The organism is Rhizobium sp. Root1204 (assembly GCF_001424965.1).
Taxonomy (GTDB): Bacteria; Pseudomonadota; Alphaproteobacteria; order Rhizobiales; family Rhizobiaceae; genus Pararhizobium.
Genome location: NZ_LMCZ01000001.1, coordinates 164,449 through 188,105, shown reverse-complemented (window position 1 = coordinate 188,105; position 23,657 = coordinate 164,449). Strand labels below are relative to the sequence as shown.

The following is a 23,657-nucleotide window of genomic DNA, read 5'->3' as shown; positions in this document are numbered from 1 at the left end:
TGTCCAGGTTGATCGCGACTGACAGTGTTTTTCTAAACACGAAAAGCCGAAGCGCCGGCCTCTTCCTTTCCGTCTGGTCAGAAGGATAGGTCCAGCACGCGGTCCTCGAACAGGCGGTTGCGGGAGCCTTCGAGGTGGAGGCGCATGGCCTTCTGCGCATCGTCTGCGCGCCCATCGGCGATCGCCTGATAGATGGCATTGTGCTCGTCGAAGACCTTTTCCAGTCCAAGACGGGGGCCCATCAGCGACAAGCCATGCAGATGCATGCCGACGGCGATGTGAGGCTTCAGAGCTTCGATGGAGGCAGTGTAATAATGATTGTTGGCGGCCTCCGTCACACTCCTGTGGAAAACGAAGTCGGCGTCGGTGCGATGCAACTGATGGCTTGTCGCTTCGCGCAAGTCGGCAAGGGCGGCGGCGATCTTCAGGATGGCGGCTTCGTCGCGCCGCTGGGCGGCGAAAAAGGCGGCGGCCGGTTCAATTGTCAGGCGGAACTCATAGCAGCGCTGGATGTCAGCAATTGTCTTGACTGGCGAATAGGCGAGGTGCGTGGCCGGGGATGCCTGGGCGCTGACGAAGGTGCCGGCTCCCTGGCGTGAATAGACCATGTCCTCTTCGCGCAATCGTCCCAGCGCATCGCGCACGATCGGCCGGGAAACGCCCATGATAGATGCCAGTTCATGTTCCCCGGGCAGGCGCGAGTCCGGCGGATAATTGCCGGAACGGATACGCTCACGCAATTGGTCAGCGACGCGATCAACCAGGCGCACGGATTTAGCACGCTCCGGTTTGGCGTTTGGGCCGGGCTCTTCGACTGCGGGGACATCCTGCGCCATTTTCTTCATCACGCCTGTTTTTCGATCCTTGTCAGAGAGGATGTTGTTTGACTTAACCGATTCTCGGGAATGAGTTTTAGCAAAGAATCGATCGTCCCGAAGCCCCCCGATTTGACCGCGCAATTGATTGTCCCGCCGTCGGTGCTTTCGATCTGAAACCAGGGAATGCCCGCTTCGATCTCGCCATTGGGGGTCAGCACACTGGCACCGAGCGCTTTCAGGATTGCCAGGGCGGTATCGCCGCCGCCCAGCATCAACATGTCAGGCCGTGTTTTCTCTACCACATGCCGGATGCCGTCGGCAAAGCGGGCAACGACCTGTTGGGGACTGGAGGTCTGTGCGCCGGAGCATCGTGCCACGGCTGGAAGTGCGAGGATATCATGTGCAGACAGCTCGCCTGCAGGCGCATCGGCGATCGCTGCGAGGTGGCGATGGTCGGCGAGATGGTTGATCTGCGCCGATGTAATCGGATCACGGGATCCGAAGGCGAACAACGTCTTTGATGACAGTGACAATGATGGAGCAGGGGTGTTTGCAATGGTCAGCCAACGGGCGAGGGCGCTCCCCAGGCCGCGCGCGCCGACGGCGATCACGGTTGACCAGTTGGCTTGCCGAACGAGATCATCCAGATCGGCATCGGTACGGGCATCATGAACATCAACCGCAAGCGCGCCGGTAGGGAACAAGAGGTGGATCGGCAGTGGTGTGTCGACGCCCCGGCCGGTGACGGCGCCATCAATAGTGAAGCGTTGCTGATCCGGAATGGCCGGCGCCACGACGATCCGGCTTCGGGCGGCAACTTCCGCAAGCGCCAGGCTTTCCGCCGCGACATTGCCCTTCAGCCGGGAATCGATCTTCTTGAACAAAATGGGTGGCATGACCGAGCCCAGCGCGGCAACAGCTGCCTGCACTTTGCGCGCCGCTTCGTCAGCCGAAAGCGCCCGTGATGCGGTGCTGATCACGACCACATCTGGATCGCGCGCCAGCGCTTCGGCCACGGCTTCGATGTCGATCGCCACCGCCACCTTCAGGCCTGCTTCGACAAAGGGTGTTCCGGTATCGAGCGCGCCTGTCAGGTCGTCGGCAATGATGGCGGCTTGCAGCGTCATCCGGGCAGGCCCTCGGTGACGGCGTGACAGGCGACCATATGGCCTGCGCGGGCCTCCCTCCATTCCGGCACCGCCTTGGCACAGATCTCCATAGCGATGGGGCAACGAGTGTGGAAGCGGCAGCCGGATGGCGGAGATAGCGGGCTTGGCACGTCGCCCTGCAGGATCTGCCGTTGGCGGCTGCGCTCATGCGCCGGATCGGCCTCCGGTACGGCTGAGAGAAGGGCCTTGGTATAGGGGTGTAATGGGTGCTCGAACAATTCCTCGCGGGTGGCCAGTTCGGCAAGACGCCCGAGATACATGACGCCGACGCGGTCGCTGATATGGCGGACGACGGCGAGATCATGGGCGATGAACAGATAGGTCAGTCCGTATTTCTGCTGCAGATCAAGCAGCAGGTTGATGATCTGCGCCTGCACGGAAACGTCGAGCGCCGAGATCGCCTCGTCGCAGACGATGAATTTCGGCTGGCAAGCGAGCGCCCGGGCGATCGCCACGCGCTGGCGCTGGCCACCGGACAGTTCGTGCGGATAGCGGGAGGCAAAGCGTGGCGGCAGGCCGACATCGGCAAGCAGTGTCGCGATCCGGTCCTTCAGCTCGGCCTTGGTGGCAAGCTTGTGAAACAGGATCGGTTCGCCGACGGCTTCGCCAATGGTCATGCGCGGGTTGAGCGTCGAATAGGGGTCCTGGAAGACGATCTGCAATTGGCGGCGATAGGGCCGCATGGCCTTTTCGCCGAGTTCGACGATATTCTTGCCCTGATAAATCACCTTGCCTTCGGTGGCCCGGTGCAGATTGAGCAGGGTGAAGCCGGTGGTGGACTTGCCGCAGCCGGATTCCCCGACAAGGCTCAAGGTCTCACCTTCCAGAATATCGAAGGTGATATCATCAAGCGCATGCACGGTGGCGGCCCGCTCCCCGAACGCGCCGAGCCGGACGTGGAAGTGTTTGACCAGATTTTCGATGCGCATCAGCGGCTGAGCACCCATCACGCGGCCTCCAATTTTCTTTGGGCGACGAAGCAGGCGACACGGTGCGCGCCGTTTTGGCCAAGGCCTTCCAGGGACGGAACGCGCTCATGACAGATCGCTTCCGCCAGCGGACAGCGCGGCGCGAACGGACAGCCTTTTGGGCGGCGGCCGGGTTCTGGCGGTGTGCCGCCGATGGAACTGAGACGCGTCGATCGCTCGTCGGACAGTTTCGGGATCGAGGCGAGCAGCCCTTGCGTATAGGGGTGGCTCGGATTGGCAAACAACGCATCGACCGGTGCGTCCTCGACCACCGTGCCGGCATAGAGCACGTTGATGCGGTCGACCAGACCGGCGATCAGCGCCAGATCATGGGTGATCCAGACAACCGACATGCCGAGCTTGTCGCGCAGGTCCTTCACCAGATCGACGATCTGCGCCTGGATCGTCACGTCCAGCGCGGTGGTCGGCTCGTCGGCGATCAAAAGCTGCGGATTGCAGGCAAGGCCGATGGCGATCATCACGCGCTGGCGCATACCGCCGGAGAGTTCATGCGGATAGGCGTCGAGACGATCTTCGGCGCCGGGAATACCGACAAGCTTCAAAAGTTCGCCTGCCCGCTTGCGTGCCTCCGCCTTCGACATGCCGCGGTGATAGATCAGCGGCTCGGCCAACTGCTGGCCGATGCGCATCACCGGATTGAGCGAGGTCATCGGATCCTGGAAGATGAAGCCGACATCGCCACCGCGCACCTTTCGCAGGTCCGAATTCGACATTTTCTGCAGGTCACGCCCGGCAAAATTGGCTTCGCCCTTGGTGACTTTGATCTTGTTGGGCAGAAGCCGCATCATGCTAAGCATGGTCAGGCTCTTGCCGCAGCCGGATTCGCCGACGATGCCAAGGGTCTCGCCCTTGTTCACGTGCAGGTCGATGCCATCGACGATGGTGGCAGGACCATTGCGGGTGTCGATCTCGATGGTCAAGCCCTTGACGTCGAGCAGGCGCTCGCCGGTCTTGGCCGATGGTTCTGGGCGGATATCGTTGGCCATCATCATCACTTCGCTCCGCGCGGATTGAGGGCATCGTTGAGGCCGTCGCCGAGGAAGGAGAAGGCGACGGAGGCAAGGCCGAGGACTGCGGCAGGTGCTGCCAGCAGATGCGGATAATGCTGCCACACGCGCAGGCCGTCGGAGATCATGTTGCCCCAGCTCGGAGTCGGCGGGTTGACGCCGACGCCGAGGAACGAGAAGGCGCTTTCCAGAACCATGGCGGTGCCGAGACCGGCGCTGACGGCGACGATCAGCGGACCCAGCGCATTCGGCACGACATAGCGCATCAGGATGATGCGGTTGGTCAGCCCCAGCGCCTGGGCTGCGGTGATATAAGGCCGCGAGCGGATCGACAGAACCTGGGCGCGGACGAGACGGGCATAGGGCGGCCAGGAGATCAACGCCATCGAGCCGAAAACCAGCAGGAAATCCACCCAGATGGTTTCGCGGTAGACCGGATTGAGCGTTGCGAGGTAGCGGCTTTCCATCCAGCTGGTGATTGGCGATTTCAGCGAGGCATTGATGACGACGACAAGCAGAAGGTTGGGGATCGACATGGTCATGTCGGTCAGCCACATGACGATCCGGTCCAGCCATCCGCCGAAGAAGCCCGCCAAGGCGCCGAGCGTTACGCCGATCACCACAGCAATGAAGGTGACGACGATGGCGACGAGGAACGCTGTGCGCGTACCGTAGACAACGCGGCTGAAGACATCGCGGCCGAGGTCGTCGGTGCCGAACAGATGCGACAAGGACGGGGCCAGGTTACGCGAATTCAGGTCCTGGCTGAGGAAGTCGTAGGGCGTCAGGTACGGCCCGAACAATGCGGTAAAAGCCAGGATGACCACGACGGCGAGACCGAAGACCGCGAGCTTGTTGCGGCGCAGCCGGTGCCAGGCATCGCGCCAGAGGCTGACGGGTGGTTCGATTTCGGCGGCGGTGCCGGGCATGGGAACGACGGACATGGTCAGCGGCTCCTTCTTGTATCGTTGGCGCGCGGGTCGAGTAACGGATAGAGCACATCGACAAGCAGGTTGGAGATCATCACCAGGAACGAGCCGATCAGCGTGATGGCGAGGATGACGGGATAATCGGTATTGGTCAGCGCCTGAACGGTGAGGCGGCCAAGACCGGGCAGGCCGAAGACCAGCTCGACGAAGATGGCGCCGTTGACGATGGTGATCATGATCAGGCCGAGCTGGGTGACAACGGGCGTCAGGACCGGCCGCAGGATGTGGCGCAGTGCCACCATCATTTCCGGCACGCCCTTGGCCCGGGCAGTACGGACGAAATCTTCCGACAGAACTTCAATCACGGCGGCGCGGGTCTGGCGCACGATCAGCGCGATCGGCTGGAAGGAAAGAACGAGCAGCGGCAGCAGGATGCGTACGTCGAAAACACCGCCCCAGCCATAGGGTACGGCGGAGCCCGGCAGGATCATGATCAGCATGACCATCAGCATCGGGCCTGCGACATAGGCCGGGATTGCCCAGAGAAACAGCGCCGAGCCGAGAATGGCATAGTCGGTGCGGGTGTTCTGGTTGAGCGCTGCGATCAGCCCGAGAGGAATGGCAACGACAGCGGTCAGGATGACGGAGCAGAGCGCCAGCTTGAAGGATACGGGAGCCGCGGCCGAAATCATCGCCCAGACGGACCGGCCGGAGCTCAGCGAATTGCCGAAATTGCCGTGCAGCAGGTTCCAGATATAGCTGCCGAACTGGATGAGGAACGGCCGGTTGAGGCCAGCGCTTTCGCGGATCGCCTCGATGCGCTCGGGATTATAGGCAACGTCGCCGGGCGCGCGCAGGAAGATCAACTTGATCGGGTCGCCGGCGCCGTAATAGGCCAGCGCGTAAACGCCGAGCATGACAAGAAGGACGGATGGTATCCAGACGACGAAACGGGTCGCGATGTAACGCAGCATGGCAGTCTCCCACCCTTGGTTTCAGAAGATGAAGCTTCGAGCTTTGCCCTGCGGGGTCAAGCGCCGCAATCATACTCCAGCATTCGCAATCTGTGCGGAAACGGTTTCCGCCTCCGCACAGAATAAGGTGTCAGCGCGGCGCCTTAGCCAGCGACCGAAATGTCCCAGGGGGCAACAACCTGCCAGTCGAGGTTCTTGTCCATGCCGGTGACCTTGTCGGTCGCCCAGCGCGACATCGCCTGCGCGTACCAGGGGATGAAGCTCCAGTCTTCGCGGAAGGCCTTCTGGGCTTCTAGCGCCAGAGCCACACGCTGCGGATCGTCCACTGACTTGGTGGCGGCTTCCGCCAGCAGGCTGTCGACCTTGTCGTTCTTGTAGCCGCCAAGCTTGTTCTGCGCGTTCGACGAAGTCGAGGCGATGGAACCGGCGAGATAGGACACCGCATCGGGAACACGGGTGCCGACGTCGTCGCGGAAGATCTGCACCGCATTCTGGTCAGGCCCTGCATAGGCATCCTGCTGCGGCTTCATATCGACGGCGGTGATGCCGAGGTTCTGGCGCCATTGCTCGGCGATGAACTGGGCGGCAGCCTCGATGGCGGGACCGGAAACGCCGACGAAGAGCAGCTTGGGAAGACGTTCCGGGCCACCATAGCTGGATTCGGCCAGCAGCTTCTTGGCGCCTTCCGGGTCGTAGGGATAAGGCTCGAAGCCGGAATTGTCGGCGCCGGGAACGGAGTTGATGACCTGGTCGGTTTTCTTGTGCGGGCCATCCGGGAAGGACGCCTTCATCAGGCCATCGCGGTCGACGGCCATAATCAGCGCCTGGCGGACTTTCGGATCGTCCATCGGCGCGCGCGCCGAGTTGAACCAGAAATGCTGGCTGGTCGGGATCAGCGGGCCTTCGGCAAAGCTCGCGCCGAGGTCCTGGATGATGGTCGAGGTGACCAGTTCCGTATGGGCATTGTATTCGCCGGACTTCAGGAGCGATGTCGCGGTGACGTTGTCTTCGATCGAGTCGATCTCGATACGGGCGAGCTTCGGCTTCGGACCGAAGAAGTTTTCGTTGGGCTCGAACACCAGTTTGCCGGCATCGAGATCGATGCTGGTCAGCTTGAAGGGACCGGAATAGACGGCGCTGCTATCAGGCATGTACCAGTCGGTGATTTCCTCGCCATCTTCGCCTCGAGATTGCGAGGCCTTGGTGATCGGCGCGATATGGTTGCCGAGACGCATGAAGAAGATCGGGTCGGATTCCGACAGGGTGACGACGACTGTACCTTCGTCCGGCGTTGCGATACCGGAAATTTCCTTGGCCTTGCCGGCGCTGACATCGGCATAGCCTGCAACCTTGCTCAAGACCTGGTCGGCGCGCTGGTTCTTGGTGTTCGGCATGGCTGAGACATTCCAGGAACCCTTGACGTCTTCAGCGGTGATCTTGCTGCCATCCGAGAAAACGGCCTTCGGATCGATCTTGAAGGTCCATGTCTTGCTGTCGGCATCCGGCTCCCAGCTTGTAAAGACGTAAGGGTGCAGTTCGCCCTTCGAGTCGAAATACATCGGCGACGCCCACCAGGCGGAATTCCAGCGATACGGCACGCCACCGCCGCGCAATGGTGACCAATCCTGGTTGAAGGCCGGGTTTGCGACCTTGAGTACCTGGCCTTCCTGGGCCATGACGATCCGGGCATTCAGGCCGAACAGGCCAAGCGCCACACTGGTGCCGAGGCCGAGTTTCAAGGCGTTGCGGCGCGTCATCTGCGGCTGCGACGAGCCGCCTTCCTTGTTCTGATTAGACATCTGATCCTCCAATAGATGCTGTCATCGCGCCCTCCTTCTGCCGGTTCCGGACAGTCTGCCGCGCCATGATGAGGCCGGACATTGGATTTTTATTGTAAATATGTCAACATTAATTCCGAGTCATATTCGATTGATGTAAGGAATCAAAAATAAAATACATATTTTTCAATATGATAATTTTGCGTTGAAATTTTTAACCCGGATTTTTTCTTGACAAGTTGTCATGGTTGAGGAAAAAGCGGGAGGGCTGCAGTCACGGGATGGCGCGGCGCCGCGGAGGAATTTGCAAAAATGACGATTCACAGGATTACCGGCGTCTACAGCGCCGCCACGACGCCGCTCAATGCTGACGACACGCCGGATCTTGGTCTTTTCACGGCCCATTGCCAGCGGCTCTTGAGTGAAGGGTGTCACGGTGTGGCCTTGCTGGGTACGACCGGTGAAGCCAATTCGTTTTCGTCCGCCGAGCGCCGCGATATCCTGGAAGCGGCGCTGAAGGTCGGGATATCCGGCGATCAGTTGATGCCGGGTACCGGCGTTGCCGCCATTCCCGAGACTGTTGAACTGACGCGGCATGCGCTGTCCGTTGGCGTCACCCGCGTCGTCATGCTGCCGCCCTTCTATTACAAGGGTGTTTCGGACGAGGGCCTTTTTGCCGCCTATGCGCGGATCATCGAAGCGATCGCCGATGACCGGCTGCAGGTCGTGCTCTACCACATTCCCCAGGTATCCGGCGTTCCGCTCAGCTTGCCGCTGATCGGCCGGCTGATCGAAGCCTTCCCGGATACGGTGGTCGGCATCAAGGATTCCGCTGGTGATTTCGCCAATATGGAAGCGCTTCTTGCCGCATTCCCGGGTTTTTCCGTGCTTGCAGGTGCTGATCCACTGCTCTTGCCGCTGATCAAGGCCGGCGGGGCGGGGTGCATCACTGCAACGTCCAACCTGGTCGCAAACTCCCTGCGTACCGTTTACGACCATGCCAAGGATCCGGCACGCGCAGCCGATGTCGAGGCAGCGCAGGCGCGCATTAATGCCTATCGCTCACTGTCCAATTCTTATGTCCAGATCCCGACAATCAAGGCGATGGTCGGACTGAAGAACGGCAACTCCGCTTGGGCACGCCCGCGTCCGCCGCTGATGGCTTTGAGTGCTGCAGATCAGGCTGATCTCGCGGTCAAGTTTGCGCAGCTGCCGTAAAGAGGATTGTGTCATGACAGCCGGTTCGGGTTTGAAGCATGAGGAAATTCCGCCGCTTATGAACGGCCTTGTTGGTCCGCATGGCGCCCGGCAGCATCGTTTTGACGCCTTCCTGCCGTCGCCCTGTGTGCAGAACCACGCCGCCAATCTGGCCTATCTCGCCGATGGTACTCTGACCTGCGTCTGGTTCGGTGGCACCATGGAGGGCATGGGCGATATCTCGATCTACATGTCGCGGCTGAAGCCAGGTTCTAACGCCTGGTCGCAACCTGAAAAAATGTCGGATGATCCGCAGAAGTCCGAGCAGAACCCGCTGATTTTCACGGCTCCGGATGGCGATATCTGGCTGATCTTCACGTCGCAGACCTCCGGAAACCAGGATGGTGCTGTCGTCAAACGGCGGGTCTCCACTGATGGCGGGCGCACATTCGGTCCCGTCGAGATTCTCTGCGATCATCCCGGCACATTCGTGCGCCAGCCGATTATCGTCACCGCGAGGGGCGATTGGTTGTTGCCTGTTTTCCGTTGCATTGGCGAGCCCGGCCAGCGCTGGACCGGTGATGCCGATACCGCCGCCGTTCTGATCTCCCGTGATGCTGGAGCCAGCTGGGATATGATCGACCTGCCTGACAGTGTCGGGGCTGTCCACATGAATATCGTCCCGCGCGGTGATGGACGAATGGTCGCCTTTTTCCGCAACCGGTTTGCCGCGCAGATCCTGTGTAGCCATTCCGATGACGATGGCATCACCTGGAGCGCACCGGCGGAAACCGGGCTGCCCAACAACAATTCATCGATCCAGGCGGCGGCCCTCAAGGATGGCCGAATCGCGCTGATCTATAATCATTCCAATGCTTTGACATCGAGTGACCGGCGCCATTCTCTGTATGACGAGATCGAGGCGGAGGAGGGGGCGCAGGCCGTGCCAGCTGAGACGGTATCTGCCGCCGATGGCCGGCCGAGGGCGATCTGGGGTGTGCCTCGTGCGCCGATGAGCCTTGTTTTTTCTGGTGATGGTGGAGAGACCTTTGGTATCCCGGATTATCTGGAAACCGGCGATGGTTATTGTCTCACCAACAATTCCAAGGATGCCCTCAACCGCGAATATTCCTATCCATCGATTGTCGAGGGGCCGGATGGCGCGCTCCATATCGCCTACACCTATTATCGCCGGGCGATCAAATATGTGCGGCTGGAGCCCGGATACGGTTTTTGAGGCCCTGTTGCAGTGGTTAACGCGCGGCGCATCCGGGTTGCAGACGAAAAAGAGGTTTTTACAACTGTGAAAAATCGGGCACCACCCAGGTAGAATTTTGACAAGTATGTATCTGTTTGACGAATTCCGCGGCGGTTGACACGGAATTCGTACGTCTGTTTACAAGATCTCTCATCCGTTTTGACATGCTCCCCTCCCGCTACAAGATTTGTCGCGCTTGGCGAAGAATCTTATGAGTTAAACGATAATATCCCAATAAAAACAGCAGTTTTTTCTCTGTCGTGCACCATCCTGAATTCGGAAAATGCATATGGATGGAGATAAAATGCGGTCTCGCTGCAGCTTGGTGCTTGCCATGTATAGCGGTTATATGTAACAAATTTACATGTTGGTTGCGGTCCTCGATGGATCTGGCGACGAAAACAACGAGGACATGTCCATGACCAGCTTGAGTGCTCCCATCACGATTATCCGGCCGGAGATCATAGAGTTTGGCGTCGGTGTGGCTGCAAAGCTTGGAAGCTGGGCCAGAAGTCAGGGCTTCGCGCGCATTCTCGTCATATCCGATGCGTTCAACGCATCCCGTGTCGATTTGCTTGAGTTGCCGGGAGATGTCACTGTTTTCTCACAGGTGAAGCCTGAGCCGGATGCGGACAATCTCGATCTGGTGCTTGCGGCAGCCAATGCTGCGCAGGCCGATCTGATCGTCGGTTTCGGCGGCGGTAGCGCCATGGACCTCGCCAAGCTTGTGTCAGTGCTGTCGGGCTCTACCCAGACGCTGCGCGACGTCGTTGGTGCGGGCAAGGTGGCTGCGCGCCGCCGTGCCGGGTTGGCGCAGGTGCCGACCACATCCGGAACCGGCAGCGAAGCGGGTATTCGCGCCCTGGTCACCGATCCGGCAACGCAGGCCAAGCTTGCCGTCGAGAGCATCCATATGCTCGCCGACATTGCAGTCATCGATCCCGGTCTGACCTTCACGGTGCCTGCTGCGACGACTGCTGCAACCGGCGTCGATGCCATGGCCCATTGTGTCGAGGCTTTTACCAATCGCAAGGCGCATCCGATGATCGACCTTTATGCGATAGAGGGCGTGCGTCTCGTCGGCCGTTATCTCGCTCGCGCCGTTGCTGATGGTTCTGACGCCGAGGCGCGGGCGGGCCTGTCGCTTGCGTCGCTCTATGGCGGTTTCTGTCTGGGCCCGGTCAATACTGCCGGTGGCCATGCGCTTGCCTATCCGCTCGGCACGCGCTGGCATGTGGCGCATGGCGCCGCCAATGCCCTGATCTTCCCGCACGTGCTGGCTTTCAACGCTCCGGCCGTCGTGGACAAGACGGCGCAGGTGATTGCGGCACTCAATCTCAAGGCTGGTGCGGATCAGGCTTCTGTTTTTGACGCCACATCCGGTTTCTGCGCGGGACTCGGTATCGAGATGCGGCTCTCGGCCTTGGGCGTACCGGAAACGGATCTCGGTGTCATGGCTGATGATGCCTTTGCCATCCGCCGCCTGCTGGACAACAATCCGCGCGATCTTGAGCGCGCCGACATTCTTTCGATCTATCAAGCCGCCTATTGACTGGAACAGGCCTGCCGCGGCCAAGCCGGAGCGCAGGAACGGCCGCTGCGCCGCACGGAGGACTGAACATGAGCACATCGCGCGTAGCCGTTACGCTGGGAGATCCGGCCGGCGTCGGGCCTGAAGTCATCGTTAAGGCGCTGGCCGCGCTGCCCGAAGCCGACAGGGCGAATTTCGTCATCGTCGGTAATGTCGAGGCGCTGGAACGGGCCAACAGGGTAACGGGAACGGAATTGCATTTTTCCGCCACGCCCGCCGCAGGCACGATCGCCGTCGATGAAGTTGCGATTGATGGCAGCCTGCCTGCGATCGGCAAGGTGAGCCCGGTCGCTGGGGATGCGTCCGTACGTTACATCAAGCGCGCGGTTGAGCTGGCCATGTCCGGCGCAGTCGATTGCATCGTCACCGCGCCGATCAACAAGGAAGCAATGAACCTCGCCGGCCATCATTTCGACGGCCATACCGGCCTTTTGGCGCATCTGACCGGATCGAAAAGCTCCTTCATGCTTCTGGCATCCGAGCGCCTGAACACCATCCACGTCTCGACACACGTTTCGCTGCGCACCGCCATCGAACGGGCGACTGTCGAGCGTGTGCTGGCGACGATCGAGGCGGGGCACCGCCATTTTCTGCGTCTTGGCAAAAAGGCGCGTATCGCCGTCGCCGGCATCAATCCGCATTGCGGCGAGGGCGGCTTGTTCGGCGATGAGGACACGAAATTCCTGGCGCCTGCAGTTGAACTGGCGCAGGCCAAGGGCATCGATGTGGTCGGCCCGATTTCCGCCGATACAGTCTATGCCCGCGCCTATGGCGGCGCCTTCGATCTCGTCGTCGCGCAATACCACGACCAGGGACATATCCCGATCAAGCTGGTTGCCTTCGAGACCGCCGTCAACGTCTCGCTCGGCCTGCCGATCGACCGGGTGTCGGTCGACCACGGCACGGCCTTCGACATCGCGGGTACGGGAAAGGCCAATCACGTCAATATGCTATCGGCAATCGACTATGCGCGGTTGGTGGCGCGGTCGCCAAGAGCTGCACCCGCGGCTTGAAGCGGCGCCGGAGCTCAATTCTGATCGAAAAAGTCGCTGCGGATTTCGCGGCGGATCAGCTTCAGCGAGCGATCCGGCTGGATGATATAGGTTTCGTAGGCAACGCCGGTCACGGTGCGGAACGAATTGTGCACGACACTGCCGACCGGTGATTTCGTCAGCTTCGTGCGCGGCTGGCCGCCATAAGTGATACTGCCCGGGATCGGCTCGACATCCGGCGCGGTGCACGAGGCCAGCATCAGCGCGGCTACACTCAGGAAAATGAGAGGTTTCATCGGGTCTACTCCGCGAGGGCATTCATCGAAAGAATGTAGCGGTATTGGCGGCACATTCAAGCGTGGCCGTTCGCGGCGGAAGGTCTGGCGCTGAGTTGGTTTCCTAGTGCTTGGGTCTGTCCTGGTTTGACGCGGGAAAGACGAAATGAAGCTGGCCCGACTTGATCGAGGCGCGCTCGATCAGAGCCTTGTGCTCTTCCCGCATCGCCTGCGAACGCTCCCGGAATGCCCTCGACCGCGCCAGAACCGCCTGTGTCCGCGCCGTAATTTCATCAACATGGCTCATGTCTTACCTCAACGGTTATCCGGTGGAGTGATCCTGCCAAGCAAGGATACGATGCCTGCCGGCCTGCATTGCCTCATTTGTTCACTTTATGTTCCATTTTCAAGCAAGAGTCAATGGACTGATAAACTCGGCCTGAGGCGCTTGGTTTTGGGGAAGAAGCTTCGTCGGCCAAGCTTCAGTCAGCCGGTTTTGAGAGCAAATCGAGAATCAACCGTAAAGCGCAAGACGCCATCTGTTTCGCCTTGACGCGCCTTGATGCCTGATGCTAACTCGCCGCCGACGGTTCCCCGAGCGATGACTCCGAGGGGATTAATAGGGAACACGGTGAGGACGACCCAGCAGGGACCTAGACCGTGGCTGCCCCCGCAACTGTAAGCGGATTGCCGCTCATCCTCGTGACGCGAAAATGCGTCATGCCACTGGGAGAACTCCCGGGAAGGCAGATGAGATGCAGATATCCGTAAGCCAGGAGACCTGCCGTCAAAAGATCGATCCAACGTCACGGGCGGGGATGCCCTGAACAGGAGAATTTGATGACGGTTTCCTGCCGGCCTAACAGCGTATTCATACGTATTCTCCCGGATTTCCCACCACGCGGCATCTGTTTCATCGCGGGCTGAAAGGCTTCGGCAGCGAACATGCCGTGTTTGGTGTTGTTCGCCACGACGTCTTTGCCCTCACAGAATCCGTCCAGAGGCGTGATTCATCCGGAGGACTAAATGTTCATTTCCAAAACATCCCGGCATATCGGCAAATCGCTGGTCGTGCTGGCCAATGCCGCAGTTCTTGCGGCCCTTGCATCGACGCAGGCCTTTGCCGAGAAGACCCAGTATCCGCTGACATTCCACAATTGCGGCCGTGAGGTTACCGTCAATCAGGCTCCAGAACGCGCTGTTTCAATCGGACAAGGCACCACCGAAATCCTTTACTTGCTCGGCGTTCACGAAAAAATGGTCGGCACGGCGCTGTGGATCGGCCCTGTTCTGAAAGGGTACGAGGAGATCAATGCCAAGGTCGAACGGTTGGCGGATAATGATCCAAGCTTCGAGAGCGTCATCGGCAAGAAACCCGATCTGGTGACAGCCCAGTTCGAGTGGATGATTGGCCCAGAAGGCGTCGTTGGTACGCCGCAGCAGTTTGAGGAATTGGCCATCCCCGTCTATGTCTCGCCATCGGATTGTGTCGGCAAGGACAATTCGAGCGGTGGCGACGGTGTCCGCAAAGGTGTCTTCACCATGGACCTGATCTATCAGGAAATCGCCGAACTCGCGAAAATCTACGACGTTCAGGACCAGGGCGCGAAGGTCATCGCCGATCTCAAGGCGCGCGAAGAGGCGGCTCGCAAAAAGATCACCACCGCCAACGACAAGCTCTCTGCCGTGTTCTGGTTCTCAAGCGCCGAGAAGGACATCGACCCTTATGTCGCGGGCAGGAATGGTGCGCCGGGCTATATTCTCCGCACACTCGGTATCAAGAACGTCATCGACAGCGAAGAGGAATGGCCGACGGTCGGCTGGGAAACGATTGCCAAGTCAAACCCGACCATCATCGTGGCGGGCGCGTTGGACCGCCGCCGCTTTCCGGCCGATGACATCGCGGTCAAGCAGGAATTCCTGACGACCGATCCCGTTGCCAGCCTGATGCCTGCCGTCAAGGAGGGGCACGTGGTGGTCATGGACGCCCAGGCGATGAACCCGACGATCCGCACTATCGAGGGCATCGAGGTGCTCGCTGACGCGATCGCCGCATCCGGCCTCAACAAGTGATCGCCATCACCTCTTCCCTCTCAAAGACAAGCGCCATCCTGCTGGCGCTTGTCGTTCTGGTCGCAGCGCTCTGGCTGGGCGCGGCGATCGGCGAGACTGCCATTCCCATGGACATCGTCGCCAAGACCGTGGCCAATCGGCTCTGGAACGCGGGCTATCCGCTCGATCCGCTCGATCAGGGTATTGTCTGGAACTACCGGATGAGCCGCGCCGTTGTCGCCGCTTGCTGCGGTTCGGCCTTGGCGGTTTCCGGTGTCGTGTTGCAGGCGCTGCTCCGGAACCCATTGGCTGATCCCTATATTCTCGGCATTTCCGCCGGGGCTTCGACCGGCGCGGTCGGCGTGGCAATTCTCGGCTTCGGAGCGGGTTTTCTGACGATGCCTGCAGGCGCATTCGCCGGAGCTCTGATCGCCTTTGGCCTCGTCAGCCTGCTCGCCTTGCGCGCCGGACGGGGCACCAGCGCGATCATTCTGGCCGGTGTTGCCGGTTCGCAGCTCTTCAATGCGCTGACGTCCTTCATTGTCACGAAGGCGGCCAATGCGGAGCAGGCCCGCGGTATCATGTTCTGGCTGCTTGGAAACCTTTCCGGTGTCCGCTGGACTGACGTCTCGCTTGCGCTTCCCGTCGCCGTGATCGGCCTTGCGGTCTGCCTCTGGCAGGCGCGCGCGCTTGACGCCTTCACCTTCGGCTCGGAATCGGCCGCCTCTTTGGGCATTCATGTCCGCCGCGTCTACGCCATCCTGATCGGCGTGTCGGCACTGATGACGGCGGTCATGGTCAGCATTGTCGGCTCGATCGGTTTCATAGGGCTGGTGATCCCGCATGCTGCCCGGATGGTCGTTGGCGTGCGGCATGGATTGCTTATCCCTGCATCTGCCCTCATCGGCGCCGTCTTCATGATCGCTGCCGATATCATATCGCGGGTCATCATACCGGGGCAGGTCCTGCCGATCGGCGTCATCACCGCGCTCTTTGGCGCCCCAGCCTTCGCCTTGATCCTCAGCCGCAGGAGGGCGCCGGCGTGAACCTTTCCGCGCAAAACGTTTCGTGGTCGGCCGGTGGTGCCACCATTCTTCATGACGTGTCTTTGGATGTCGTCCCCGGCGAGTTTCTCGGTATTGTCGGCCCCAACGGTTCGGGCAAGACCAGCCTGATGTCTTTGCTGTCGGGGATCCGCAAGCCCCACTCGGGCACCGTCTTGCTGGACGGTCAGCCAATCCATTCGATTGGCCGCCGGGAGATCGCCAAGCGGATAGCACTTGTCGAGCAGCAGGCCGAAACCGCTGAGCGCATCACTGCGCGCCAGGCCGTCGAGCTTGGCCGGACCCCGCATCTCGGCCCGCTATCACCCTGGTCGAAGAGTGATGATGCAATCGTCGACGAGGCGATCCGCAATGTCGATATGGAAGGCTTTGCCGGGCGATGGTGGCATACGCTTTCGGGCGGTGAACGTCAAAGATTGCACATTGCCAGGGCGCTCGCCCAGCAGCCCTCCATCCTGCTGCTCGACGAGCCGACAAACCACCTCGATATAGGCCATCAGATCGGCCTGCTGCATCTCGTGCGCGAGCAGAACCTTACCGTGGTCGCGGCCCTGCATGATCTCAACCATGCGGCCATGTTCTGTGATCGCATCGCCGTCATGGAGAGGGGCAGTCTGGCGGCACTCGGCAGCCCGCGCGAGGTTCTGGATGCACACTGTATCAAGCGCGTGTTCGGCGTGGATGCCGACATCGAACATGAGGGGGAAACCGGGTGCCATATCCGCTATCGCGCGCCGGGCACGTCCGTTCCTGTCCAGCAGTCCATCCGGAGAATATCATGATCTCAATCACAAGAACCCTTATTGCGGCAACTCTCCTGTTCTCGACCTCGCTCCCCGCTTTGGCCGAGACGTTCGAGGTCAAGATGCGCAATCGCGGAGAGAAGGGGTCGATGGTTTTCGAGCCCGACTACATCGAGTTGAAGCCCGGTGATCGGGTCAAGTTCATTGCCACCAACAAGAGCCATAATGCCGCGTCGATCGATGGCATGGTTCCGGAGGGTTATGCCGGCTTCAAGGGCAAGATCAACGAGGAGATCGAGGTTACCTTCGACCAAGCAGGTTTTTACGGCATCAAGTGCTCACCGCATTTCGCCATGGGCATGATCATGCTGATCAAGGTGGGTGAAGCCGAACTCACCAGCGCTATCCGGGCATTGGAGGTCCCAGCCCGCGCCCGGTCACGATTCGATGCCATATTCGCGGAGATCGACGCGAAGGCGGCTTTGAGGTGAGTATCGCTCCCGGTCAAACTCGGGCCTCAAGGTGGAGACCAGGACTATTGGCGCGCGCGCTTGAAAACCTTCGATGATGATCTCTGGCGTTGCATACCTGCAGAGCCGAGTTTGACGCATGTCCGGCGCAATCCGCACCCGGCCTGCGAAAATCCGCTGACGATATAGTAGGATCTGCTGTGGCATCGGATAGATGTCACAGTTCTCCTGTCAGTCGGGTACAGACAGACGAGGCTCGATTTTTCCGAAGCAAGGCCTTGAAGGAAAAACGCAGTTTTGCAGAGGTATTTTGGACGTTCATTAACGTGTTGCCAGCGTAAGCGGGATCAACGGGTTTCCAAAGACTTGGCGTTTTCAGCAAGTGAATGGTGCCCGGAGGCGGATTTGAACCACCGACACGCGGATTTTCAATCCTAATGTCTCATCCATAGCCCATTTCCAAGTTTGTTGACAAGTGTCGAGACCGCGTTGCCTCTCCTATATAAAGATTAATAAAATCAGACATTTGTCAACAATTGCATTCCTTTGAAGCGTCCAGCGCCCCAAGTTGGACTAGGCCGCTCCTATTCTTGTCAACGGATTTGCCAGCGGTATAGAAACGGTATAGGTTTTGACAACGGTATAGAGTGAGGCGTGGACGGCATGGCGACTGAGAAGCTGATCATCGGTGACGCGGAGGTTAACCGGGCAATCGAGATGGCCATGTCGGGCAAGACCCCAGATGGCAAGATCTTCGTCTTCACAGATGCAAAGACGACAGGCCTCCGATTGATGGTGCAGGGCAAGCGGGCTTCATGGGTTGCCCGCTGGCAAGATAAGTCTCCAACTATCGGTTACGCCCACGCAAAGAGTGAGCGGATCATGACTGCCATGAAGACAGTCCGCGCTCTTGCCGAAACCGTCATCAAACTGCTCAAAGACGATCCAGATAAGGTCGGTCCCTTCCTGGACGCGCACTGGTCAGGACAGACTAAGACGCAAGCGTTGAAGGCCGTCCACAAAACGGCTGACACTTGGACGCTTCGCGAGTGCGTCGAGCAGACGATTGCCGGAAAGACCGCCTCTGACGCAAAGAACAGGATCACAGCCAACACGGTAAAAGACTACCGCGGAACGTTCGGACGGGAATGCTTTCAGAAGATCTTGGACAAGCCGGCTGTGCTGGTCACCCGCGGCGATATTGAGTCTGTTCGGGACTGGGTTAAAAAAAATGTTGGCGCGTCCCCTGCGACGAAGGTGATCACCTATACGCGTGCAGTCTATACCTACTGCGCTCGAAACCACGCGGGGCAGAGCGGTCTCGAAAAGGTGGATTCGTGGTGGATGTTCTTGAGCGCACCTTATGAAATCAAGCCGCGCACCCGCCGCCCCGATGTCGAGGCTGTCGTGAAGACGATGATCATTGCTGAGGAGTACCTCGATAAACGACTGCCAGGCCGTGCGGTTGATAAGTCAGGAGTGAACCCTGGAACACTGGCAGGTCTCTGGTGGCTAGTCCTGACGTGTCAGCGCGCTGATGCAGGTATGTCATTGCTCGCTCATGATGTAGTCACGGACCCAGAATCGAACGAGTTCCTTCTCGCGGTTTGGGCAGAGGACATCATGAAGGCCGGAATGGCGCACGTTTTGCCGATCCCGGACCGCGCATGGTCGCATGTTAGTGCGCTTATCAAGCAAGGCAAGTATGCCGACGCTGAGGGGCATGACTGGGCCTTTCCTTCTGAACAAGCACAAGGAGTGCATGCTACAGCGTCGGGAGTTTACCATATCCTTTACAGGCTGGCTGGTCGCGACAAGCCACACAAGCCGCGCGGTGAGCTGAAGGGCAAAAAGGTACCCAAGCCGCTAGAGCCTAAGCGTGATATGCTCGCCGAGGCTGGAATCTCGTGGTGGAGCCTGCACGATCTCCGGAGAACGATCACCAAGGTTCTTGATGAACACGGTCTGCCCGGCGGAGCGACTGTGATCTTGGCGCACGACATCCACGAAAAGGGGGCCCTCGCGGTGACGGCATCCGAGCGCGAGCGAGAAGATTTCCAACGCCTTCGCACCGCCCGGATCACCAAGATGGCCTATGGCGGCAGCCAGTATATCAAGCTGAAAAAGGAAGCGATGAAGATCTGGACCGACGTCGTTCTCGACGAATACGATCGCCAGAAGGTCGCGAAATCAGCCATCCGCGAAGCCGCCGAGTGATTCCTGCCCTATCCCAGTGCCCGACGGATTCATCTCCGCAGACACTGGGTGTCAGTTTCAGTCCGCTCGTCGTCATCACCGTTCCGGGCCATCTCCTGCATCGCATCCAAGCCGTCGCCGAAGTCGCTCAAGAAGTGCGCCATCGCCTCTTCATCGCTTTCGAACATCGCTCCCTCGGGCGGCTGCCACCCCATCGCATCGACAACATCCTCATGCGCCGCGCACCGCACCGTCACGTCGGGACCGGCACCGATCATCGCTCCTGCCCGACCACAGCACTCACACGTCTGAATCGATTTCTGGCGGGCGCTCTCCCGGATCCGCATCATTGCGCGGAACGGATGCGGCAGCTTCCTGTCGGCAGGCAAGTGGTCGTCGAGCGGAACATCGCCCGAAACATAAGTAGCCGAGAGCTTTAGCACGCCGTCGACAGTCTTCGCCGATGCGATCTCGAAGCACCATTCGGGCGGCAGCCGCGATGTTTCTGCAACGGCCTCGTCGAGGATATGCCGCCAGCCGATGGCGACGATAATTTCCGTCATTGTAGGCTCCTTTGTCGGGAATACCGACATCAATCGATTTCGCGGCCGGCTACTCGCTTCTTGATCCGCTCAGCCTCCGCATCGATCATCCGCCGGAGCCAGTGCCGCAGCCAGTCACGGTCGCTCTCGGACAGCTCTCCGACATCCGGCCACAGCGCGACCTCTTCACGGATGTATCCGTCGAGGGATTCGGCTTTGACTACCCGAGCCCGCGCCGAATCCGCAAGGTCACCGGCATACGCATTGAGCAGTTCGCGCTCCCGACCGACGACCGCGGCGGCTTCACCCGCGAGGCCGGGGTTGTCGTCGAGGAATCGCTGAAGAGATTCCTCCCCATCCCGCAGCCGATCCCGCCGTCCGCGTTCGTCGATCGCAAGGCTCCGCAGATATGGCAACAGAAATCCACGGTCGCCGTCCGAGAACGGTTGCGCGCTCTCCCATCGTCCGACTTCCGTCTGCATCCAAAAGTCCACGTCATCGTCGGCGACGGACATCGCGGCGACCACAGCGGTCTCCATTCGACCGACGAACTCGACGAGCAGATCGGCCTTGCGACCGTAGTTCTCCCGGATGTCGCCCGCGATCTGACGCGAGATAGCAGTCGTCGGCACGAGCTCGTCGAGGCCGATCGCCGACATCCCGGTCTCCTTCTCCTGCCAGCGCCACGGATCCGCCCACTGGCCGTCGTCTTCACGGAACCCTTCGAAGACCGCCGCGTGCTTGTCGCAGACGGTCTTCGCGTAGCCTCCCAAACGCAGCCGGCCGTTCTCTCCGCAGATGTCACAGGTGGCCAGAGACCGTAGCCGGAACTCCTCGCGCATGCGCTTGATCTCGGACGTCGCGCCGCGTTCCTTGATCGCGAAGGACACGTGCAAGACCAAGCAGCCGAACTTCTCCTTGCCGCCGTCGAGCCTGACTTTCCACGCTTCCGGATAGCTTGCCATGCGCTCGGCGGCATCGGACACAAGAGAAGCCCAGCCCGTGTCCATGTCGAATTCGGCGTTACGGACGATCACGGACGAGTTCTTTTCGATGAGGTATTCCCACATGTACTCGCGCGAACTCCTGGCCGCCGCCCGCAGACGCGGCCACAGATCTTCCATCACGAGTTCAATGAGAATCGGGATGTCGTGCTCGGTAAACGGCTTGTCTTCGAGTCTGTCGAGCATCGACTGAAACTCGATGTCGAAGACCGGCATCGCGAGATGATAGCCGTAATCTGCCATAGACATCTGCGCGAGCGTCACCGCCCTCCGGATTTCGAGACAGCACATTTTAGCCAGCTCTGCCTTGCGATCTTCCGTCATTAGATTCTCCTTCCTAGCCGAACCCAGCCGTCGTCCGTGAGCGCCCTTCCCCACGGCCTGTCGAGATACCGCAACCGGCTCCAGATGCGCGGCTCCCAGTACTTGTGATAGACGGAGCCGTTCACACGCCACTCCGCCGGAGTGCTGCCGCTTTGCCAGAGTTCAATGCGATACGGCGTGACAATCGGAGCCTGAAACATTTCAAGCTCCGTCGGCTCCGTCACCCGAGCCAACCGGAATTCCGGCGGAGGAATCAGATAGCCGTCCGGCGACAGGAGCTGGAGCAGCCTCCGCCCGATCCGGAAATCGGTGCCGGTCCTGCTCGCCAGATGCCATCCGATACGGCGGACGGTCTCGTCGTCGTCGAAGCCGTGGGGGTCGAGAGCCGTCTCTAGTTCGCGGCAGCGGATGAGACCGGCGATCACGAGGTCAGTGCGATCCAAGGATTCGACGTGAATCTGCGGCGGCGGTAGGCCGAACCGGCGTTGGGGTGGGGTCATCGGAATTCCGGAGTTTTGGTCTCGATCATCGCGTCAGCGGCCTCATCATATCGATACCACTGACCGCGCACCTGCATCATTCCACCGAGTGCGCCGTAATCTCGCCGCGGCCAGGACCGCTGGTCGTCGCTTGCATGCTCGTCACACCGGCAGCGCCACCATGCCATGCGGCCGGGCGGCGGGCGGCGCACATAGCCGGGTTCGCCGCAGACCTCGCAGACGAGCGCGGATTTGATCTCGACCTTGCCCCGAGCGAGCTTAGCTTCGAGAACGGGGGTGTCGGTCCAAAGCCGCATCTGGCCCCACTTTTCCTTAATTTCGTAGACGGCGAGGCTCGGGTCGTGCGGCAGCGCCTCCTCGACGAACGCGTGCACGAGGCCGAGCCATCCGACACCGACATCGGTGTAGAGCGCGGCATCAAAGACACCCGGATAGTCAGCCTGCAGGTCGTCCTTCTTGATGCGGGGGTATTCGTCATGCATCGCACCAGGTCTCCTTTTCACAGCCGTCACACGTCACCACGCGCCGTTCTCCGCGATCCCTACCGTGTCCAGACCCACATGACATGCAGGTCGATAGAGACTGGGTGACAAAACCTTGCACTAGGCGGCCACAAGCAGCCTGTTCGGCGGGGCCGAGCTGACTGTCGTCCAGGGCGACATGAAGCCAGCCGCGGCCGGCAGTCATGGCTGTGACGCGGGCTTCGGGGTGGTCGCGGTGGAGCGCATGACGGAGGTCGTGCACGAGATCGAACCAGCCGAAGGGAAGTCGGTCAGACATCACGATGGCTCCAGTCGTTGTAGCACTCGGCGCAGAGAAAGCGGTCGCCGAGCGCGGCATCCGGATCGTCGAGCAACGCTTCCATCCCGGTCTTCGCGACAATTTCTCCGGGACGCCCGCAATGTTCGCAAGATTCGGAAAGGTCACCGCGTACGCCTGCCAACGCGAACTCGAGCGCGGCACGGTCGATCTCTGGCAGACAATCCGCGAGCCGCGCATCAATGACTACGAAGCCCGCGTTCCGCGTGACAACACTCAGAATATTGACGTTGTCGATGAGACCGAGAGCGTGGAGTTTCTCAAACATGTCGCCGACGTGCACCTGCAGGCCGCAGCGGAACTGCAGAGCGTCGATATCGGGGACGGCATCGCCGTAGCGGCCGCGCATGGCAGCGTACCAGATGTCGTCGGGGCGGAGGGGGAAGCGGTCAGACATCGAGCATTCCTTTCGTGAGTTCACGGAACGTGCGCGGTGTGTAATCGACATCAGGCACATCGACACCGACATCGCGAGATCGGCCCAAGGATTCGAGCCGGCCGTGCGCGTGGCCGTAAAAGTGCCAGTGGCCTTTCAGGTGTCCTTGCCATGCTCGCTGTGCGTAATGCGCCAGCACGACGTGCTGGCCTTCGTCGCGAACGAACATCAGGGCTTCCGGCCGCGCAGCCCAATCGAGATCTAGGATCGTCGGATGGAGGTCACCGCCGCGGCGAACGTCGTGGTTGCCGAAGATGAGGAATTTGCGGCCATGGAGGCGGGAGAAGATGTTCCGGATGCGCTCGGGGTTGTTCAGGCCCATCGCGAAGTCGCCGAGGTGATAGACGACATCGTCATCGCCGACGATGGCGTTCCAGCGGTCGATCATCGCCTCGTCGTGTTCGGCGATCGACGAGAACGGCCGCGGCTGCATGGTCAAGATGTTGTCGTGGTTGAAGTGGGTGTCGGCGATATAGAACTTGTGGACGTACGGCATGGCGAGACTCCGATGATAGACATGAGCGAGCGGC

25 protein-coding genes and 1 riboswitch are annotated in these 23,657 nt (G+C 60.2%); of the genes, 9 read left to right on the top strand and 16 right to left on the bottom strand.

The window, feature by feature from the left end; genetic code table 11:
* Positions 1–77: 77 nt before the first annotated feature.
* From ASC96_RS00940 to ASC96_RS00910, 7 genes are all read right to left on the bottom strand, one after another.
* Positions 78–836, bottom strand: a complete 759-nt coding sequence (locus tag ASC96_RS00940; protein ID WP_060501350.1) for a FadR/GntR family transcriptional regulator — start codon at positions 834–836, stop codon at positions 78–80.
* Between the two features lie 8 nt (positions 837–844).
* Complete coding sequence (locus tag ASC96_RS00935; RefSeq protein ID WP_060500476.1) at positions 845–1,945, bottom strand: four-carbon acid sugar kinase family protein; 1,101 nt, start codon at positions 1,943–1,945, stop codon at positions 845–847.
* Positions 1,942–2,934 carry an oligopeptide/dipeptide ABC transporter ATP-binding protein gene (locus ASC96_RS00930; RefSeq protein ID WP_060500474.1) on the bottom strand — a complete coding sequence of 331 codons (993 nt, stop codon included), beginning with the start codon at positions 2,932–2,934 and terminating at the stop codon, positions 1,942–1,944. The genes ASC96_RS00935 and ASC96_RS00930 overlap by 4 nt, the downstream gene beginning before the upstream one ends.
* Positions 2,934–3,968 (bottom strand): ABC transporter ATP-binding protein, encoded by a 1,035-nt coding sequence (locus ASC96_RS00925; RefSeq protein WP_200954868.1) that lies wholly within the window; start codon positions 3,966–3,968, stop codon positions 2,934–2,936. Before ASC96_RS00925 ends, ASC96_RS00930 begins: the two co-directional genes overlap by 1 nt.
* Complete coding sequence (locus ASC96_RS00920; RefSeq protein WP_060500472.1) at positions 3,968–4,927, bottom strand: ABC transporter permease; 960 nt, start codon at positions 4,925–4,927, stop codon at positions 3,968–3,970. The genes ASC96_RS00925 and ASC96_RS00920 overlap by 1 nt, the downstream gene beginning before the upstream one ends.
* A 2-nt stretch (positions 4,928–4,929) precedes the next feature.
* A complete protein-coding gene (locus tag ASC96_RS00915) occupies positions 4,930–5,886 on the bottom strand; it encodes an ABC transporter permease (RefSeq protein ID WP_060500471.1) in 957 nt (318 codons plus the stop codon).
* 143 nt (positions 5,887–6,029) lie between these two features.
* Positions 6,030–7,685: an ABC transporter substrate-binding protein gene (locus ASC96_RS00910; protein WP_060500468.1), complete on the bottom strand. Its 1,656-nt coding sequence runs from the start codon at positions 7,683–7,685 to the stop codon at positions 6,030–6,032.
* A 291-nt stretch (positions 7,686–7,976) separates the two neighbouring features.
* Between ASC96_RS00910 and ASC96_RS00905 the strand changes: the two genes are divergently transcribed.
* The 4 genes from ASC96_RS00905 (at position 7,977) to pdxA (ending at position 12,723) form a co-directional block, all read left to right on the top strand.
* A complete protein-coding gene (locus ASC96_RS00905; protein WP_060500466.1) occupies positions 7,977–8,882 on the top strand; it encodes a dihydrodipicolinate synthase family protein in 906 nt (301 codons plus the stop codon).
* Between the two features lie 13 nt (positions 8,883–8,895).
* Positions 8,896–10,098: an exo-alpha-sialidase gene (locus ASC96_RS00900; protein ID WP_060500464.1), complete on the top strand. Its 1,203-nt coding sequence runs from the start codon at positions 8,896–8,898 to the stop codon at positions 10,096–10,098.
* A 439-nt stretch (positions 10,099–10,537) separates the two neighbouring features.
* On the top strand, positions 10,538–11,671 hold the full coding sequence (locus ASC96_RS00895; protein WP_060501346.1) for an iron-containing alcohol dehydrogenase: 1,134 nt from the start codon (positions 10,538–10,540) through the stop codon (positions 11,669–11,671).
* Between the two features lie 68 nt (positions 11,672–11,739).
* Positions 11,740–12,723: a 4-hydroxythreonine-4-phosphate dehydrogenase PdxA gene (pdxA, locus tag ASC96_RS00890; protein WP_060500462.1), complete on the top strand. Its 984-nt coding sequence runs from the start codon at positions 11,740–11,742 to the stop codon at positions 12,721–12,723.
* Between the two features lie 14 nt (positions 12,724–12,737).
* Here pdxA and ASC96_RS00885 read toward each other — a convergent pair whose 3' ends face one another.
* Together ASC96_RS00885 and ASC96_RS00880 are read right to left on the bottom strand one after the other, a co-directional pair.
* On the bottom strand, positions 12,738–12,998 hold the full coding sequence (locus tag ASC96_RS00885; RefSeq protein ID WP_060500460.1) for a hypothetical protein: 261 nt from the start codon (positions 12,996–12,998) through the stop codon (positions 12,738–12,740).
* Between the two features lie 103 nt (positions 12,999–13,101).
* Positions 13,102–13,284 (bottom strand): hypothetical protein, encoded by a 183-nt coding sequence (locus ASC96_RS00880; RefSeq protein WP_060500458.1) that lies wholly within the window; start codon positions 13,282–13,284, stop codon positions 13,102–13,104.
* 263 nt (positions 13,285–13,547) lie between these two features.
* Positions 13,548–13,781, top strand: a riboswitch (cobalamin riboswitch).
* A gap of 222 nt (positions 13,782–14,003) precedes the next feature.
* On the opposite strand from ASC96_RS00880, the gene ASC96_RS00875 reads away from it, so the two are divergent.
* From ASC96_RS00875 to ASC96_RS00855, 5 genes are all read left to right on the top strand, one after another.
* Positions 14,004–15,050 (top strand): ABC transporter substrate-binding protein, encoded by a 1,047-nt coding sequence (locus tag ASC96_RS00875; RefSeq protein WP_082511884.1) that lies wholly within the window; start codon positions 14,004–14,006, stop codon positions 15,048–15,050.
* Positions 15,047–16,075: an iron ABC transporter permease gene (locus ASC96_RS00870; RefSeq protein ID WP_060500456.1), complete on the top strand. Its 1,029-nt coding sequence runs from the start codon at positions 15,047–15,049 to the stop codon at positions 16,073–16,075. The genes ASC96_RS00875 and ASC96_RS00870 overlap by 4 nt, the downstream gene beginning before the upstream one ends.
* Positions 16,072–16,875, top strand: a complete 804-nt coding sequence (locus tag ASC96_RS00865) for an ABC transporter ATP-binding protein (protein ID WP_060500454.1) — start codon at positions 16,072–16,074, stop codon at positions 16,873–16,875. Before ASC96_RS00870 ends, ASC96_RS00865 begins: the two co-directional genes overlap by 4 nt.
* Positions 16,872–17,327, top strand: coding sequence for a pseudoazurin (locus ASC96_RS00860; protein WP_060500452.1), 456 nt, complete (start codon positions 16,872–16,874; stop codon positions 17,325–17,327). The genes ASC96_RS00865 and ASC96_RS00860 overlap by 4 nt, the downstream gene beginning before the upstream one ends.
* Positions 17,328–17,969: 642 nt before the next feature.
* Positions 17,970–19,523, top strand: a complete 1,554-nt coding sequence (locus tag ASC96_RS00855) for a hypothetical protein (RefSeq protein WP_060500450.1) — start codon at positions 17,970–17,972, stop codon at positions 19,521–19,523.
* A 29-nt stretch (positions 19,524–19,552) separates the two neighbouring features.
* Here ASC96_RS00855 and ASC96_RS00850 read toward each other — a convergent pair whose 3' ends face one another.
* The 7 genes from ASC96_RS00850 to ASC96_RS00825 are packed head-to-tail and all read right to left on the bottom strand — an operon-like array spanning position 19,553 to position 23,623.
* The gene (locus tag ASC96_RS00850) at positions 19,553–20,065 is read right to left on the bottom strand and encodes a hypothetical protein (protein ID WP_156397342.1); all 513 of its coding nucleotides are present in this window, start codon (positions 20,063–20,065) and stop codon (positions 19,553–19,555) included.
* A gap of 29 nt (positions 20,066–20,094) precedes the next feature.
* Positions 20,095–21,372, bottom strand: coding sequence for a hypothetical protein (locus tag ASC96_RS00845; RefSeq protein WP_060500447.1), 1,278 nt, complete (start codon positions 21,370–21,372; stop codon positions 20,095–20,097).
* On the bottom strand, positions 21,372–21,872 hold the full coding sequence (locus tag ASC96_RS00840; protein WP_060500445.1) for a hypothetical protein: 501 nt from the start codon (positions 21,870–21,872) through the stop codon (positions 21,372–21,374). The genes ASC96_RS00845 and ASC96_RS00840 overlap by 1 nt, the downstream gene beginning before the upstream one ends.
* Positions 21,869–22,354 (bottom strand): hypothetical protein, encoded by a 486-nt coding sequence (locus ASC96_RS00835; protein ID WP_060500443.1) that lies wholly within the window; start codon positions 22,352–22,354, stop codon positions 21,869–21,871. The genes ASC96_RS00840 and ASC96_RS00835 overlap by 4 nt, the downstream gene beginning before the upstream one ends.
* A complete protein-coding gene (locus ASC96_RS32385; RefSeq protein WP_156397340.1) occupies positions 22,347–22,652 on the bottom strand; it encodes a hypothetical protein in 306 nt (101 codons plus the stop codon). The genes ASC96_RS00835 and ASC96_RS32385 overlap by 8 nt, the downstream gene beginning before the upstream one ends.
* On the bottom strand, positions 22,645–23,088 hold the full coding sequence (locus ASC96_RS00830; protein WP_060500441.1) for a hypothetical protein: 444 nt from the start codon (positions 23,086–23,088) through the stop codon (positions 22,645–22,647). The genes ASC96_RS32385 and ASC96_RS00830 overlap by 8 nt, the downstream gene beginning before the upstream one ends.
* Positions 23,081–23,623: a hypothetical protein gene (locus tag ASC96_RS00825; protein WP_060500439.1), complete on the bottom strand. Its 543-nt coding sequence runs from the start codon at positions 23,621–23,623 to the stop codon at positions 23,081–23,083. The genes ASC96_RS00830 and ASC96_RS00825 overlap by 8 nt, the downstream gene beginning before the upstream one ends.
* Positions 23,624–23,657: the final 34 nt, after the last annotated feature.